This is a genomic window from Ulvibacter sp. 2305UL32-6 (genome assembly GCF_058148545.1).
The window spans coordinates 765,281-782,415 of the sequence record NZ_JBYVKA010000002.1 but is presented as its reverse complement, the minus strand read 5'-3'; the positions used below and the strand labels follow the sequence as shown (position 1 = coordinate 782,415).

The following is a 17,135-nucleotide window of genomic DNA, read 5'->3' as shown; positions in this document are numbered from 1 at the left end:
TTAGGAGGTCGCTACTTTCGGTGTAGATTATTGAGCACATCCGTCAGTATGTCACATCCAGCCCTAATTTCTCCTTCCGAAATGTTCAGCGGCGGCGTAATGCGTATGGCGCGTGATTCAAAGAGCAGCCAGAAGAGTATGAGTCTGCGTTCTTTACATTGTAGAATGACTTCGGAAGCTATTTCGGCAGTCTCCATGATCAGTGCGAGCATCAGCCCTTTGCCTCTAATTTCAACGATTTGCTCATGTATTAGTAAACTTCGGAACAAGGCTTCCTTCTCTAGCGTTTGAGCGATCAAACGGGTTTCTGTAATTTCCTGTAAGGTGGCTAGCGCTGCCGAAGCAATTACCGGATTACCGCCAAATGTTGTAATATGACCTAACTTCGGGTTCTCTTTTAACAATGCCATATGTGCCTGAGAAGCTGTAAAAGCGCCAATTGGGAGTCCGCCACCCATGCCTTTGCCCATCACTAAAATATCGGGGATAATGTCAAAATGCTCAAAACCAAAGAGTCTTCCCGTACGTCCAAAACCGGGTTGAATTTCATCTAAGATCAACAGTGCTCCAACCTCATTACAACGTTCTCGAACACGTTTTAAATAATCATTTTCAGGCATGATAAAACCAGCTCCTCCTTGAATGGTTTCTAAAATAACTGCTGCAGTTTTAGTCGTGATCTTTTGCAGATCTTCTATATTGTTAAATGTAATAGGATGACAATCGGGAATAAGTGGGGCAAAAGGTTTTTTGCGCTCTTCGTAGCCCATGACGCTTAGCGCACCGTAGGTATTTCCGTGGTAGGCGTGATGCGCATAACGTATTTCAGTTCTGCCTGTCACACGACGTGCTAACTTTATACTGCCATCGATGGCCTCGGCGCCGCTATTTACCAAATAGGTGGTTTCCAGTGGCTTTGGCAGATTCTCAGCTAATAATTTTGTGAGTTCAACTGCCGGTGATTGAATATATTCACCGTAAACCATAACATGCATATACTTGTCTAATTGCCCTTTAACGGCTTCTACAACTCGGGGATGGCTGTGACCTAAGCTACAAGCCGAAACACCAGCGACAAAATCTAAATGCTTGTTTCCCGAAGTATCATAAATATAGCTTCCAATGGCATGCGACACCTCCATCGCTAATGGATGTGGTGTTGTTTGTGTTTGATATGTAAAGAAATCTTCTTTCATTTAAATAAAACGGAGTAGTTAAAAGCTAAAAGTTAAAAGCGCAAAGCTAAAAGCTAAAAGCGCAAAGCTCACCGATCACTGTTCACCATCATCTCCATCACCTTCTGGATCTGTTTGCGTTCTAGGTTTAGGGTCGTCGGCTTTATTTTGAAGATCTTTCGGTTTCAGTTTTGAGGCTTCTGGAAGGTCTAATTCATCTTCCGGTACATCGTCAAAAAATTGGCCTTCATCTTCGGGTAGTGGTATTCCTGTTATCTTCGGAAGTATCGGTGCGGGTTTTCCTCTAAAAAGATCTTCCTTCCGAAGCAAACGATCATAACCACGCCAATTAAAGCCTGGGAGTTCTCGAACGTTATCGGGGAATTTAGAGGGCGGATATAATTTTCCCTTTCCTTTTTTAATAAACCGAATACCTTGTATTTCCTGTGCTTCCAAATACATTTGAATGGAGCTGGAAACCGTATTATTTATACCCACTAATTTTTCTTCTTCATCGCGGGAGAAGAAAATAACCTCGGCATTTTTGTTAATATTTACCGTATCTAATTCGTTATAGGTAAACAAACCGATCAGTTTTTCTCCACTTACTTGGTTATAACCATCTGGATCTTTTTGTGATAAAAACGCGTTGTTAAACACTTTTAGAGTGTCTAGTTTTTCGGTTTTGGTATTTGAAAGAATATGAATGGTATCGCCCGTCATCTGACTCAGACCGCTCCAAAGCACCGGATTTCGTAACAATTTGGTGATTCCCTTTTTCTGATTGACATAAATACTATCGCACATGCCACTTGTTGGATCTTCACCTGGAAGACCTTGCTTAAACATGCGCGCTCTATAAAATCCTTTGATAATTCTATTTTCGGGTTTCCCCGTTACTTGCAGCGTATCTGCGTGAATATAGATAGAATCATTGTCGCGAACCGTAACTGCAACTGCACGTTTGGTTATAAAAACAGAATCTTTCTCACGAAAAACCTCGGCATAATGCCCGCGAATAATACTTTTATTTACCGTGTCAAGTACTCTGATGTTGTTGGTTGCTGAAGCGAAACTTCGATTGCGGTCAAAGTAAATACTGTCACCATAAAGAATACGGTTGTTATAGTCAACACGTGAATTTTTAACGAAATAGCCATTGTCTTGTCGTGTGTCGTAATAGCCACGTTCGCAGTAAACTGTGCTCGTTTCGCTTACAATGGTTGATTTTCCGTAGAGATAGGCACCTCCAGATTCAGAATAGAAATCGAGCTGCTCGCTGTTTACGGTGTATTTTGGGTTAACGATCTTTACGTTTGAGAGGAACTGATATTTTTTGCTTTCGGCGAAGTACCGACCAATACGGCTTGTTAATGTACTAGCGGTATCCACAACTGTTCCGCCACTGCGATAAAAGGCTTGTTGTTTGATACGGTCAAAATAGAGTGTGTCTGTTCTAAGTGTGGTTTGTGGGTTTTTCATAAACACATCGCCACTCGCAAAAGCAAATTGAGTATTGCCGTTGTATTCAGCATACTTGCTGCTCATCGTTACCGTATCGGCCTGTGAAATACGAACGTTTCCGTAGGCTTTTACAAAATTATCTTTAAGATAAACATAAGCTTGGTCGCACCACATTTCGACACCTTCGTGTACAATGTATACTTGCCCGGTATTGTCTTTGGTGTAAATGACAGCATCTGGCAATTCCTCTTTAATTTCGAGGTAACCTGATTTGATATCGACTTTCTGTTTCTCTTGTGCTACGGAAATACTTCCGAAGAGAAAAAAAAGAAAGAAAAATTTGATATAGGTTTTCGTTGCCTTCAATTAAGCCGTGTTTTGCGTGCAAATATAACGTTATCGAAAGACAAATCGTGTACTAGCGATGTATGGTCTGCGTACGGTCTGGTCCAACAGAAACTACTTTGATAGGAATTTCCAGTTCTTTTTCAAGGAAATCGATATAAGCGTTGAGTTCCTTTGGAAATTGATTCGCGTCTGTCATCTTTGTAAGATCCTGTTTCCAGCAATCAAATTCGGAGTAGACAGGTGTTACATTTTCAGGTTCGATATTGTAGGGAAAATGTTTTATAGTTTCGCCTTTGTATTTGTAGGCTGTACATACTTTTAGCTTTTCAAAACCAGAAAGCACATCGCCCTTCATCATCATAAGTTGGGTTACACCATTCACTTCACAAGTGTAGCGCAGTGCTACTAAATCGAGCCATCCGCAACGTCTTGGGCGGCCTGTCACGGCACCAAATTCACGACCTACTTTTGCCATTTCGGCACCTACTTCGTCGAAAAGTTCGGTAGGGAAGGGGCCTGAGCCAACACGGGTGGTGTATGCTTTAAAAATTCCGTAGACCTCTTTTACCTTGTTTGGAGCAATTCCGAGTCCGGTACAAGCGCCAGCAGCTGTGGTGTTTGAGGAAGTTACAAAGGGATAGGTTCCAAAATCGATATCGAGCAACGAGCCTTGCGCACCTTCAGCAAGAATAGTTTTGCCGTTCTTTATCGCTTGATTTAAGTATTCTTCACTATCGATAAATGTGAGTTCTTTTAATCGTTTAACCGCCGAAAAGAATTCCTTTTCCATGTCGGCCAGATCATACTGTACATCTACGTTGTAGAAAGCGATCATCGCTTCGTGCTTATTAGCAAGTGCACGGTATTTTGTTTTCCAGTCGCTTAATTCAAGATCGCCAACACGAATACCGTTCCGACCAGTTTTGTCCATGTATGTTGGACCAATTCCTTTAAGTGTTGAACCAATTTTAGCTTTTCCTTTGGATGCTTCGGAAGCTGCATCGAGTAAACGGTGCGTTGGTAAAATGAGGTGTGCTTTTCGGGAAATGATCAACTTCGACTTATAATCGATGTCAAATTGATCTAACCCGTCTAATTCTTTTACAAATACCACAGGGTCGATAACAACGCCGTTTCCGATGACATTTACAGATTTTTTGTGAAAAATTCCGGAAGGAATGGTGCGAAGTACATGCTTGATTCCGTCAAATTCTAAGGTGTGCCCTGCATTAGGACCGCCCTGAAAACGAGCAATGATATCATAGTTTTTTGTGAGTACGTCAACGATTTTTCCTTTGCCTTCGTCGCCCCATTGTAATCCAAGTAGTAAATCTACTGCCATAATATTTAAGAATTGGTGTCGCTGTTATTTGCGCTGTCTTTTTTATTTCCGTAGAAATAAAGAGAGTGGTTTGTAATTTCAATATCGAAGACCTCTTCGATGGTTTTTTTGATCGATTGTATACGTGGATCGCAGAATTCAATGACATCGCCATTAGAGAGGATCACGTGATCGTGTTGTTTATCGAAATACGACTTTTCGTAGTGAGCTTGATTTTGACCAAATTGGTGTTTTCTAACCAGACCGCAATCGAGCAGTAATTCGATGGTGTTATAGAGTGTAGCCCTGCTTACGCGGTAATTTTTATTCTTCATATTTATGTAGAGCGATTCTATATCGAAATGCACTGTTTGATCATAAATTTCTTGAAGTATAGCGTATCGTTCGGGGGTTTTTCGGTGTCCGTTCTTTTCCAAGAATGCAGTAAAAACATTCTTGACGATAGCTTGGTTGTTTGTGTCGGTTTTCGAACTCATAACAGAGCGGTAAAGTTACTTAAATTAAATGCGTGTGACTTTATCAATACCGTTTATTTTTTTAATCTTTTCCACTAAGTTATCAAGAATAGTCTTGTTTTTGACCACCACGATGATCTTGCCTAAAAAGACGCCATCGTCACTGTCAAAATGAACACTTTTCATATCAATAAGCAGGTTGTTTGACACTACTTTTGTCACTTCATTTACAAGACCAATAGTGTCAATTCCTGTAATATTGAGCTGTGCTTTAAATTCTCGTTGGGTAGAATCGATCCATTTGGCGGGCATGATCCGATAACTGTAATTGCTCTGTAATTGAACCGCATTGGGGCAATTCACTTTATGAACTTTGATCCCTTCATTTACTGTGACGAACCCAAAGACGTTATCCCCCGGTATGGGGTTACAGCAATTGGCCATTTTATAGTCAAGTTTTTCTTCTTCCTTTCCAAAAACGAGTTGATCAAATTTTTCGGTGATCTCTTCTCTGTTTACTTCGGAAGGATTTGAGGGCTTGCGCATCCGGTTTTTGAAGAAACTCATTAAAGCGTTACTTCTCGAAGCGGCAAAATCTTTTAATTTCTGATTGTCAATGATACCCGCGCCTACGCGATAAAACAGATCTAAACTTGTTTTTACCTTAAAGTATTGAACGAGCTGATTGATGGTTTTTTCATCAAGAGCGATCTTTAGGGACTTAAGTTTTCTGGTTAGAATTTCTTTTCCTTCGTTGGCAATTTCTTTTTTGTCTTCTTTTAGTGACGATTTGATCTTTGATCGTGCTCGTCCAGTATTTGCATAGTCTAGCCAGTTTGCAGTAGGTTTCGACTTTTCCGAAGTCATTATTTCAACTTGATCGCCACTTTTGAGCTCATGGCTTAGTGGAACTAATTTCCCGTTGACCCGTGTACCTCGTGTATGATATCCAATTTCGGTATGCACATGAAAAGCAAAGTCTAAGGCGGTAGCACCTTTTGGAAGCGAATAGAGATCTCCTTTAGGTGTAAAGACAAAGATCTCTTTTGAATACAAATTCAGTTTAAATTCTTCAACAAAATCAACTGCGCTAATGTCACTATTCTCTAAAGTGTCTTGCAATTTGTTGAGCCAATCTTCGAGTCCGCCATCATCACTATCCTTATGTTTGTATTTATAGTGTGCTGCAAAGCCTTTTTCGGCAATTTCGTTCATTCGCTCGCTTCTAATCTGTACTTCTACCCAGCGGCCTTTAGGTCCCATTACCGTAATGTGTAGGGCTTCATAACCTGTAGATTTCGGTGAGGAGATCCAATCGCGTAAACGTATGGGGTTTGGTCTAAAATGATCTGTAACGATCGAGTAAATTTTCCAGGCGAGAAACTTTTCATTTTCTCTATCACTTTTATATATGATTCTAACCGCAAATTTGTCGTATACCTCGTCGAAACTCACATTCTGGGCGATCATTTTACGACGGATAGAAAAGATGGATTTTGGTCGTCCCTTAATTTCATAGTTGAGGTGTTCTGCGTTTAGCGAATCCTCAATAGTTTTAGAAAAAGCTGCGATATAAGCATCTTGTTCCTCTTTGCTTTCCTTGATCTTACTATGAATATCTTCGTAGACTTCGGGAGCTGTATATTTTAACCCTAGATCTTCCAATTCGGTTTTAATGTTATAAAGCCCGATACGATGCGCCATGGGCGCGTAGATGTAGAGTGTTTCCGAAGCGATCTTTACTTGCTTTTCGGGCGGCATAGAATCCATTGTTTGCATATTGTGCAATCGATCGGCGATCTTGATGATGATCACCCGAATGTCCTCATTAAGCGTAAGAAGCATTTTTCGGAAATTCTCTGCTTGTAATGAAACATCGCCATCATAAGGCATTTTAGAGATTTTGGTAAGCCCGTCAACGATTCGCGCTACGGTTTCACCAAAGAGCTGTTCGATATCAGCAAGCGTGTATTCTGTATCTTCAACAACATCGTGAAGTAAGGCAGCTGCAATGGAGGTTGCGTCTAAGCCAATTTCAGAAGCTACGATCTTAGCTACGGCAATTGGATGAAAAACGTAAGCTTCGCCAGACTTTCTACGCTGATCCTTATGTGCGTCCACAGCGATATCAAACGCACTTCGAATTAGTTTTTTGTCTTCCGAAGAAAGCGTTCTATAACTAATTTTAAGCAGTTCTTTATATTCTTTGGTGAGCTGTTTCTTTTCTTTCTCTAGGGCGGCTTCAGTCATAGATTAAAAATAGAACATTGCTTTTTATAAAGCAAGATTATTTGCTATCAATGCTTAGCAATTGGTCTTCATCTAATTCCTAAGGAAAAAACGGGCGATTCTTTCAATGTTGGAAGCTGAGAATTTAAAAAATAGCGCAGTTCGTCTCATGACCAATGCGTCTAGCTCATACAACTAAAAGAGGTTGACTTCAATCATTTTTACGTCTCAAATTTTTGAAGCGTTGCAATAGCGTAGGATGCGAGTAATGCGCAAAAACATAAGCTGGGTGTGGTGTAAGATTACTCAAACTGTTTTTTGAAAGTTTTTTTAATGCGTTTATTAGCGGTTCACCAGCAAAGGTATTTTTTGCATAATTATCAGCTTGGTATTCAAATTTACGGGAGAGATAATTCATAAAAAGACCCGTTACTTCTGAAATTGGACTATACAACACTCCAAAGGCAATTAGCCCTATGTGAAAAGAGGGTTGCGCTACACCCAAGGCTTGAGATAATAACTCGCTTCCCACAAATAACGATAACAGCCATAGGGTAAATCCGGTGAGCAGGATGGAGGCGATCAAATTAATAATGACATGATGCTTTTTATAGTGACCTACTTCGTGTGCTAAGACTGCAACGATCTCATCGTCTTCAAGGTCGTTTACCAAAGTGTCGTAAAGAGTAATGCGTTTTTCACTTCCGAAGCCAGAAAAATAAGCATTTGCTTTGGTGCTTCGTTTCGATCCATTGATCACAAAGATCTTATCAAGCGTAAATCCAACTTTTTTTGCGTAGGTTTCTATCTTCGAGCGCAGCATACCATCCTCTAAAGGTGTTTGCTTGTTGAATAGAGGAACAATGAGTCGGGCGTAAAATAAGTTCGTCAAGACCGTAAAAACGGTCACTAAGCCCCAAGCATAAAGCCAAAAGGTGTTTTCTGTTTGTTCGTAGAACCAAATGATCGCAGCCAATAAACCGCCACCAACAACGGCTAACATCAACCAGCCTTTGAGTTTGTCTAAAATAAAGGTAGCTCTTGTGGTTTTATTAAAACCGTACTTTTCTTCTATTACAAAGGTGCTGTAATATCCAAAAGGTGTGCTTAAAATATCACTCGCTAGCATGATAATTCCGAAGAAGATCAAAGCGACAAGGATACTATTTTCAGAAAAAGATCGCGCAATCCCGTCTACATATGCAAACCCGTCAAAAAAGAAGAAACAGATTGTTGCAATCAGGCTAATGAGTGAACTAAATAATGCAAAGCGATAGCGTTCCTTTTTGTAATGCTGTGATTTTTTGTAAGCATCGGTATCGTATACATCTGCTATCTCAAGGGGTAATGGATCATTAAAATGTTTGGCGTTTAGCGCGTCTAGATAGGTTTCAAGAATAAAACTGAGCAGAATAACGGCGATAATTATATAAAAAAGCGTGTTTGGAGTCATAAATGAAACGTCGATTAAGAGAAGTTACGCTGACGTTTGGCTTCAAAGATAAGAATTCCGGCGGCGACCGAAACATTCATGCTGTCAATGACGCCTTGCATCGGAATAATGATATTTTGATTACTTTGATCTAGCCATTCTGCGCTTAATCCAGTGGCTTCGGTTCCAACCACAATGGCTGATGACTGTATAAAATCGCAGCTATTATATGGAACTGAGGCCTGTAAGGCGGCGCAATAGATGCTTATTTGCTGCTCTTTCAGAAATGCGATCACCTCGGCTGTGCTGCCTATGGCGATTTGATTCGTAAAAACGCATCCCACGCTGCTCCGTATGATGTTTGGATTATAGAGATCTGTTTTTGGATTGGCAATAATAACTGCATCAACATTTGCTGCGTCTGCGGTACGTAAAAGTGCGCCAATATTTCCAGGTTTTTCGGGTGCTTCGGCAACTAATATGAGTGGGTTTTTCTTCGGAAACTTTAGATCACGAAGTTTTTGCGCCTTCGTTTTAGCGAGGGCGATGATACCTTCGGTAGTGCTTCTATACGCCACTTTTTGATATACTTGAAGCGATAGCTCAATAATTTCAACTTCCGAAGAGAGAAGCGCAGTAATACTTTCTTCCGAAGTAATTTCAGTACAAATTAAGATGGTTGTAATTGTATATCCGCCTTGTAATGCAAGTTCAATTTCCCGCTGACCTTCAATGATGAACAGTCCTGATTTTTTGCGCTCTCGCGACTTTTCTTGCAAAGCGATGCATTGCTTTATCAAAGGATTCTGAAGACTGGAGATTTGCTTGTGCATACTGCAAAGGTAGTTTTTTAGCTCGTATTTTAGGATGTAGGAGTATTCAGAAACGATCAAAAAAAACCTCTCAAGATGACCCTGAGAGGTTTTTTATATAACTAAGGGGTCTGTTTATTAAAACATCTCTCTTCCAGAAAAGTGAAATGCGCCTTCAATTGCAGCGTTTTCGTCACTATCACTACCGTGTACTGCATTTTCTCCAATAGAGGCAGCATATAATTTACGGATGGTTCCTTCGGCAGCATCAGCTGGGTTAGTAGCACCAATTAACGTACGGAAATCTTCTACAGCGTTGTCTTTTTCAAGAATAGCCGCAACGATCGGTCCGCGTGTCATATACTCTACCAATTCGCCAAAAAACGGACGTTCATTGTGGATAGCGTAAAATGACTGAGCATCTGCCGTGGTCATTTGTGTTAATTTTAAAGCTACAATTCTAAAACCTGAAGCTGTAATTTTTTCTAGGATAGCGCCAATGTGTCCTTTTTCAACACTATCGGGCTTTAACATTGTAAATGTTCTATCTGTTCTCATGATTTTTTTAAAATTTGTGCAAAACTACATTATTTTTTTCGAACCGATGTTACGAAACAGTTAGTTATCGCTTCAAATCCTTGAAAAATGATACGGTTTTTAGTGTCTTACTGATATTGTTGTGTAAAGGTGTTGTATAATGTATCTCCAACTCCTCGAATTTCAAATTGAACTTGCTTCGTGTCAAAGTCGAAATGCAATACACCAAAATTGAGTACTTTATAGACATCGCCCACGCGATATTCATTAGTTTCAGTGAAGCCGTCTGGGAATACATGTGTAAGTCCGCTACTTGTAAAATCGACTAGCGGATAGCCTAGCTGTTCGTCTTTCATCACCGAAATTTCCGCTTGATGACGATCACCAGATAGGATCATGATATTGTGTGCTTTAGCGTTATTGATCATATGCAGCAATTTTTCTTCCTCAGCAGGGAAGTTGTTCCATTTTTCCCATCCATGATTGTAATTTAGAACTTGGATACTCGATATTATCACATTAAAATCAGCCCCTTCATCTTGTAATTCTTTTTCTAGCCATTGCCATTGTTTGTCTCCTAGAACGGTACGTTTTTTACCGTCGTTCCATGATTCATAGCGCCATCCTTCTCGATCACTTTTTTTGAGTTCAGACCTAAAATATCGGGTGTCGAGCAATATAACTTTGATCTTCCCTTTTGTGGTGTTGTAAAGTTTTGCGTGATATAATCCTTCTTGTTGCCGTAACGAGTCGGTTGCGGGAACGTTTAAAAAGTCGAGAAGTACTTCTTTTGCCTCATCTTTCTTTACCCATTCAACACCCCCGTCATTGAGTCCGTAATCATGATCATCCCAGGTTCCAATAATTTGGGTTTCATTGGCTAGTGCCGCGTAGTCTGGATTTGCCGAAACCATGTTATAGTCGGCTCTCATTTTGGTCATATCATCGGTATCGGAATACACATTGTCGCCGCCCCAGATAAAAACTTCTGGTTTGTGTTTTCGTATCTCGTTCCATAAAGGTTGTTCGCGTTTTTGGTCGTTGCAACTTGCAAAAACCATGGTGAAATCTGACGCAAAGGCTGGGGTTGTTTCCTTAGGTTCGGCGCTCGTTGTCATTTCTGAAGTTGTCTTTTCTTTACAAGCGTAGAGGCTAATAAAGGTAAGAAGCAAAACAAATATTCTCATAGTTACAGTTGTTGGTTTCAATGGTAAAAGTACATAATCTGTATCTTTTATAACGTTAATAAATTGTATCTTCGCGCTCTATGAATGCTGAAATAACTGCAACAGTTTCTCAACTGTTGGAACACCCTAAAAAAATTGTAATTATTGGTCATAAGAATCCTGATGGCGATGCCGTTGGCTCTTGTTTGGCACTCTACTTTTATTTAAAAATGAAAGGACACGAGGCACAGGTTGTAATGCCAAATGACTTTCCAAAATTCCTTAAATGGGTTCCGGGTTGTGATAGCTTACTAACGTATGAAAAAGAACACGCTCAAAGTGTAGAAGTTATAAAAGACGCCGATATAATATGTACTTTAGATTTTAATGCATTTAACCGAACGGGTGATGTAGCCCAGCATTTGGAGACCAGTGAGGCTAAATTCATCATGATCGACCATCACCAACAACCTGATGATTATGCCGTGGCAACGTATAGTGATACAAGTATGAGTTCAACCTGTGAGATGGTGTATCATTTTATTGATGCTTTGGGTGATTCGGCTTTAATTTCTTCGGAAATTGCCACTTTAATATATATGGGTATTATGACCGATACGGGATCTTTTCGTTTTCCGTCTACTACAGCTACAACGCATCGAGTTATTGCAAATTTACTGGAAGCGGGTGCCAACGGATCACAGATTCACGAACAAATTTATGACACTAATAGCCCAGACCGTATGCGTTTGTTGGGTGTGGCGCTAAAAAATTTAAACATTCTCCTGGAATATCACACCGCTTATATTACGCTTTCGCAAGCTGAACTGGATGAGCATAATTTCAGAAAAGGTGATACTGAAGGATTTGTAAATTATGCGCTTTCCGTAGAAGGGGTCAAGTTTGCAGTGATCTTTATTGAAAATAGGCAAGAGAATATTGTAAAGATCTCTTTCCGAAGTAAAGGGAGTTTTTCGGTGAATGAATTTGCACGAAACCACTATGAAGGGGGCGGCCATATCAATGCAGCGGGCGGAAGAAGTACTCAGTCCTTAGATGCTACCATTACTGAATTTATTAGTATATTACGCTCCTTTAAAAATGAATTGTCTCATGATGCGTAATGCTTTTATAATGATTCTTTTTTGTCTTGTTGCTCTTTCATGTAAGAGTCCGGAGGCACGTAGACCCGAGCAGCAGGCTAGTGGAACCTTTATTAATAAATCGGTAGAGCGAAACAAAAAGATCTTTGAGGCCGAAACGGCAAAGATCAAAAAAATCATGGATGCTAATCCAGACACACCGTATTTTGCTTCAGATAGCGGCTTTTGGTACTTCTATAACACAAAAGATACAACAGCCACAGAGATGCCCGATTATGGCGACAAGATCACTTTTACATTCGATATTAAAAAATTAGACGGAACTTCCATTATTTCAGAGGAAGAAAACGGAGTTCAGGCGTATCGGATCGACCAAAGTAATCAGGATCTAATTTCAGGCTTGCGCGATGGTGTTAAGTTAATGAAAGTAGGAGAGCGTGTTACTTTTCTGCTTCCATCATATAAAGCCTTTGGGTATTACGGTATTGAAAATAAATTAGGAACCAATGTTCCTATTCAGAGTACAGTTACTTTAAAATCAATTGAACAATCATTAGAAAATTAAACTTTAAAACAATGAGAAAATTAGCATTTGCAGTTTTAATATTAACCCTGAGCTTAGGCTCATGTCAAACAAAGTACCCAGATTTAGGACAAGGGGTCTATGCCGAATTCAATACAAGTAAAGGAACTTTTGTTGCCGAGCTATACAATGATGCTACGCCCTTAACGGTTGCCAATTTTGTGGCACTTGCTGAAGGAACCAATGAAATGGTAGATTCAATCTATAAGGGTAAAAAATTCTTTAATGGTATCACTTTCCATCGTGTTATCAAAGATTTTATGATTCAAGGGGGCGACCCGCTAGGTACTGGAAGTGGAAATCCTGGATATCGTTTTCCAGATGAATTTGTTGATTCATTAAAGCATACTGAAAAAGGAATTTTGTCAATGGCAAACTCAGGTCCGGAAACCAATGGAAGTCAGTTTTTCGTAACCTTAAAGGAAACTCCATGGTTAGATGGAAAACATACTATTTTTGGAAAAGTAGTGATCGGGCAGGAAATTGTAGATGCTATCGGTGAAGTTGAAACGTCAAAACCAGGAGATAAGCCAGTTACACCTGTCGTTATCAATGAGGTGAATATTATTAGAAAAGGAAACGTAAAAGTTCCTGCGTTTTCAAAAGAAATGGAAATTTTGGAAACAGAGCGAATGGCCAAAGGGAAGCGCCTTGAGCAAATAGGAATAGCAACGGCGGTAGAACATACAATGAAACGACAAGAAGTTGAAAAACTTGATTCTGGCGTTGAAATTCACTGGGTACAGAAAGGTAAGGGGCAAGTTCCTGCTGAAGGATCTAAGGTATTAATGAACTATGCAGGTTACTTAAGCAATGGTTTTGTTTTTGACACAAACCGTTTAGACGTTGCCGAGAAATACGAAAATGTAGATGAGCAACGTTTGGCAGCAAACAAATATATCCCTACAGAAACAGATTATAGCAAAGATGCGAGACTCATTCCTGGTTTTCGTGAGGCCTTGCTAAAAATGTCTATTGGAGATAAAGCCATTGTGTATATTCCTTCACATTTGGCGTACGGAGAACGTGGTTATCCACCAATGATTCCAGCAAACTCAGACCTAGTTTTTGAATTAGAACTAGTAGGTTTAGCTTCGGAATAGTATAAATATGATCTAATAAAAAAGCCTCTTGTTTGAAAAAACAAGAGGCTTTTTATATGGTTTAAAATGTGCTAGTCTAAATTTGGAATTCTAAGCACCTGTCCTGGATAAATACGATCTGGATGCGTAAGCATAGGCTTGTTCGCTTCAAAGATCACAGGATATTTCATAGCGTCTCCGTATACCTTCTTTGCGATCTTACTAAGACTGTCACCGCGTTCAACGGTATGAAAAATAGCTTCTGGTTCCTGAATTTCTACCGTCATATTATCATCAACTGCTGCAATACCAACAGAGTTCCCAATAACCAATACGATCTTTTCTTTTGTAGCTTGATCGCCAGCCATACCAGTTACGGTTGCTATATCATCGTTAATAGCGATCTGTAAATTTTCTACTTCAAGGCCTAAGTCACTAATAACTTCTGCCAAATGTTTTTCGGCTTGTCTGTCTTCGGCAGCTTCGCGAGCTACTTCTTTTGCGTGTGCTTCTGCTTTCTTTTCGGTCGATGTTTTGCCAATTCCGAAGACTTTCGCACCAGCATCTTTAATAAATGTAAATAATCCCATTGTTTGTTTGTGTTTTTAAGGGTGAATATTAAGCTTACAAATGATGTAAAGCAAATAGTAAGCCACTGTTACTTTTTTTGTAAAAAATTATTTTTTTGGAATATTTTTTAAAATTTCTAATACAAATGTCCAATACTTTTGTGTTGAAGAGATACTAGCACGTTCATCAGGTGAATGTGCTCCCTTGATGGTAGGGCCAAAGGAGATCATATCCATTTCAGGGTAATTTTGCCCTAAGATCCCACATTCCAATCCAGCATGACAAGCAGCTACATGCGCTTTTTTGTCGTTAATTTTTTCGTAGAGTTGATCTAAAACTTTTAAAATAGGACTCTCCATATTGGGAGCCCAACCTGGATACTCACCCGCAAGAGAAACGTCACATCCTGCCATATTAAAAGCTGCTTTTAAGGCATTTGCAAGATCATCTTTTGAACTTTCTACGGAAGAACGCGTCAAACACGCAATTTTAAGCGAACCATTTTCAACAGTGATTTTTGCAATATTATTTGAGGTCTCCACGAGATCTTCAATTGCGGGACTCATACGGTACACTCCATTATGTGCAGCATAAACGCCTTGAAGAAATAATTTCTGAGCCGTTTCGTCCATTACCGTTTTGATTTCTTCGGAAGTTTGTTCGGCAGTGATCTCAAGATCGGCCTCTAATAATTTATATTCGTCTACAATTCCTTTTTTAGCTTGTTCCATTTCCGAAGAAAAAAGAGCAACATCGGTTACAACCACTTTTGCTTCACTTTCACGCGGAATTGCATTCCGAAGACTTCCACCATGAACCGATGCAATCCGCATATGGTTCTGTGTTGCGTAGAGAAGTCTATTCATCAGTTTATTAGCATTGCCCAAACCTTTAATAATATCCATCCCACTATGTCCGCCTTGCAGGCCTTTTACGCTAATGGTAAATGTTTCGCCCTTAGGAGCATCAACTTCTTTGTAGTTTCTGGTGGCAGTGATATCGACACCTCCCGCGCAGCCTACACCAATTTCGTCATCTTCTTCGGTATCGAGGTTTAGTAAAATATCGCCTTGTAGAATACCTCCTTTTAATCCCATGGCACCAGTCATTCCCGTTTCTTCATCGATAGTGAAAAGCGCTTCCAAAGCTGGGTGCGCAATTGAATCACTTTCTAGAATCGCCATGATGGTTGCAACGCCCAAGCCATTATCGGCGCCAAGTGTAGTGCCTTTTGCACGAACCCAGTCACCATCAACATACATTTCAATGCCTTGAGTGTCAAAATTAAAGTTGGTGTCATTATTTTTTTGATGCACCATATCTAAATGCGACTGCATTACAATGCGCATACGGTCTTCCATACCTGCTGTGGCTGGTTTTCGAATGATCACATTTCCAACTTCATCTTCTATAGTTTCGAGGCCAAGTTTTTTTCCGAAGTCTTTCATAAAGGCAATAACACGCTCTTCCTTTTTTGAAGGGCGCGGCACCGCATTGAGATCGGCAAATTTATTCCAGATGGCTTTTGGTTCGAGCTTGCGAATACTTTCGTTCATAGTTTTTCTTTTACTTTTTATTTTGGTGTTTGAAGCACTGTAATTAGCGATTTGATTTTTACGAATAACCAATTAAAGATCTCCTCTGTAAAGTTACAAGGATTTATTACTTTTATAAAACGTTTTAGGGGTGTAATTCTGAAACGTATCATTTTCCATGGATCCCACAAATGAACCTATCTTTTTTAAAGAATAAATCCCGTCTCGTTTTAGTTTTACTTTTTCCGCTTCAGATCGTGGGACTTCAGATCTTGAAGAATTTCCCTGGTTTTGTAGAAACGTATTACAGTCAAGGCTTGTATCCTCTTATTTCAAAGGTGAGTCGCTATCTTTTTGGATGGTTGCCTTTCTCATTGGGTGATGTTTTTTATTTGTGCATAGTTTTGCTGGCCTTTCGTTGGATCTATAAAAACGGTAGAAGACTCTGGTTGCAGCCAATTTCTTTTATGCTTGATATTCTTGCAACCTTATCACTTGTTTATTTTGTGTTTCATCTGCTATGGGGATTTAACTATTATCGAGAGCCTTTGCATAAAACGCTCCACTTAGAGCGTGATTATACTACAGAACAACTCATCACTACAACAGAACGCCTCATTGCAAAGGCGAATACGATGCATAATGCATTGGGCTACGCAGATAGTGTCAAGATCGATCTTCCATTTACACAATCTGAGATTTTTAAAAGATCGGTCAACGGGTATAAAAATTTAGAACAGGAGTTTCCAGCATTGGCATATTCACCCAAAAGCATTAAGAAAAGTGGTTGGAGCCTGGGGTTGACCTATATGGGGTACAGTGGGTATTACAATCCCTTTTCGGGCGAAGCCCAAGTTAATAGATTGATAAAAACCTATAAGTTTCCTGTGGTGAGTTGTCATGAGCAGGCACATCAAATTGGGTATGCTGCCGAAAATGAAGCAAATTTTATTGCTACCCTTGCTACTATTAATAATGACGATCCGTTCATTCAATATAGCGGTTACATCTTTGCGCTTCGGTATTGTGTTAATGAATTGGCGCGCCGCGACATGAGTGAGTATGACCGTCTCATTGCTACCGTGCATCCGGGAATCTTGGAAAGTTACCGGGAGATGCGTGAATTCTGGGAGAGTTATCAAAATCCGTTGGAAGATATCTCAAAGGCATTCTGGGATCAGTTTCTAAAAGCTAGCAATCAAAGCGATGGTATAATGAGTTACAGTTATATGGTAGCTTTGGTGGTGAATTATTTTGAAGACAAACCCTTCTAATATACTTCATCTTTCTATGGTGGTTAAG

General features: G+C 39.8%; 15 protein-coding genes. 4 read left to right on the top strand and 11 right to left on the bottom strand.

Annotated elements, in window-relative coordinates:
- Nucleotides 1-11 precede the first annotated feature (11 nt).
- The 9 genes from ACY2RU_RS09460 to ACY2RU_RS09420 all read right to left on the bottom strand — a co-directional run bounded on the left by ACY2RU_RS09460 (nt 12) and on the right by ACY2RU_RS09420 (nt 10,981).
- Nucleotides 12-1,196 (bottom strand): aspartate aminotransferase family protein, encoded by a 1,185-nt coding sequence (locus tag ACY2RU_RS09460; RefSeq protein ID WP_490138198.1) that lies wholly within the window; start codon nt 1,194-1,196, stop codon nt 12-14.
- Nucleotides 1,197-1,271: 75 nt separating this feature from the next.
- Nucleotides 1,272-3,005, bottom strand: a complete 1,734-nt coding sequence (locus ACY2RU_RS09455) for an OstA-like protein (protein WP_490138197.1) — start codon at nt 3,003-3,005, stop codon at nt 1,272-1,274.
- Nucleotides 3,006-3,057: 52 nt separating this feature from the next.
- Entirely contained in the window at nt 3,058-4,329 is a 1,272-nt protein-coding gene (locus tag ACY2RU_RS09450) for an adenylosuccinate synthase (RefSeq protein WP_490138196.1), read from the bottom strand.
- A gap of 5 nt (nt 4,330-4,334) precedes the next feature.
- A complete protein-coding gene (locus ACY2RU_RS09445) occupies nt 4,335-4,805 on the bottom strand; it encodes a Fur family transcriptional regulator (RefSeq protein WP_490138195.1) in 471 nt (156 codons plus the stop codon).
- Between the two features lie 24 nt (nt 4,806-4,829).
- On the bottom strand, nt 4,830-7,034 hold the full coding sequence (locus ACY2RU_RS09440; RefSeq protein ID WP_490138194.1) for a RelA/SpoT family protein: 2,205 nt from the start codon (nt 7,032-7,034) through the stop codon (nt 4,830-4,832).
- Between the two features lie 190 nt (nt 7,035-7,224).
- Nucleotides 7,225-8,466: a M48 family metallopeptidase gene (locus ACY2RU_RS09435; protein ID WP_490138193.1), complete on the bottom strand. Its 1,242-nt coding sequence runs from the start codon at nt 8,464-8,466 to the stop codon at nt 7,225-7,227.
- A gap of 14 nt (nt 8,467-8,480) precedes the next feature.
- The gene (locus ACY2RU_RS09430) at nt 8,481-9,278 is read right to left on the bottom strand and encodes a TrmH family RNA methyltransferase (RefSeq protein ID WP_490138192.1); all 798 of its coding nucleotides are present in this window, start codon (nt 9,276-9,278) and stop codon (nt 8,481-8,483) included.
- A gap of 117 nt (nt 9,279-9,395) precedes the next feature.
- The gene (locus ACY2RU_RS09425; protein ID WP_490138191.1) at nt 9,396-9,815 is read right to left on the bottom strand and encodes a nucleoside-diphosphate kinase; all 420 of its coding nucleotides are present in this window, start codon (nt 9,813-9,815) and stop codon (nt 9,396-9,398) included.
- A 107-nt stretch (nt 9,816-9,922) separates the two neighbouring features.
- Complete coding sequence (locus tag ACY2RU_RS09420; RefSeq protein ID WP_490138190.1) at nt 9,923-10,981, bottom strand: alkaline phosphatase D family protein; 1,059 nt, start codon at nt 10,979-10,981, stop codon at nt 9,923-9,925.
- An 80-nt stretch (nt 10,982-11,061) separates the two neighbouring features.
- Here ACY2RU_RS09420 and ACY2RU_RS09415 point away from each other — a divergent pair, with 80 nt between their 5' ends.
- The 3 genes from ACY2RU_RS09415 to ACY2RU_RS09405 are packed head-to-tail and all read left to right on the top strand — an operon-like array spanning nt 11,062 to nt 13,749.
- A complete protein-coding gene (locus ACY2RU_RS09415; protein WP_490138189.1) occupies nt 11,062-12,084 on the top strand; it encodes a DHH family phosphoesterase in 1,023 nt (340 codons plus the stop codon).
- Complete coding sequence (gldI, locus tag ACY2RU_RS09410) at nt 12,074-12,628, top strand: gliding motility-associated peptidyl-prolyl isomerase GldI (protein WP_490138188.1); 555 nt, start codon at nt 12,074-12,076, stop codon at nt 12,626-12,628. The genes ACY2RU_RS09415 and gldI overlap by 11 nt, the downstream gene beginning before the upstream one ends.
- An 11-nt stretch (nt 12,629-12,639) precedes the next feature.
- Nucleotides 12,640-13,749 (top strand): peptidylprolyl isomerase, encoded by a 1,110-nt coding sequence (locus ACY2RU_RS09405; protein WP_490138187.1) that lies wholly within the window; start codon nt 12,640-12,642, stop codon nt 13,747-13,749.
- 71 nt (nt 13,750-13,820) lie between these two features.
- Here the strand turns inward: ACY2RU_RS09405 and lysM are convergent, their stop codons facing one another.
- Together lysM and ACY2RU_RS09395 are read right to left on the bottom strand one after the other, a co-directional pair.
- Nucleotides 13,821-14,318 (bottom strand): peptidoglycan-binding protein LysM, encoded by a 498-nt coding sequence (gene lysM / locus ACY2RU_RS09400; protein ID WP_490138186.1) that lies wholly within the window; start codon nt 14,316-14,318, stop codon nt 13,821-13,823.
- Between the two features lie 87 nt (nt 14,319-14,405).
- Entirely contained in the window at nt 14,406-15,854 is a 1,449-nt protein-coding gene (locus ACY2RU_RS09395) for an aminoacyl-histidine dipeptidase (RefSeq protein WP_490138185.1), read from the bottom strand.
- Nucleotides 15,855-16,024: 170 nt separating this feature from the next.
- On the opposite strand from ACY2RU_RS09395, the gene ACY2RU_RS09390 reads away from it, so the two are divergent.
- On the top strand, nt 16,025-17,107 hold the full coding sequence (locus ACY2RU_RS09390) for a DUF3810 domain-containing protein (protein ID WP_490138184.1): 1,083 nt from the start codon (nt 16,025-16,027) through the stop codon (nt 17,105-17,107).
- Nucleotides 17,108-17,135: the final 28 nt, after the last annotated feature.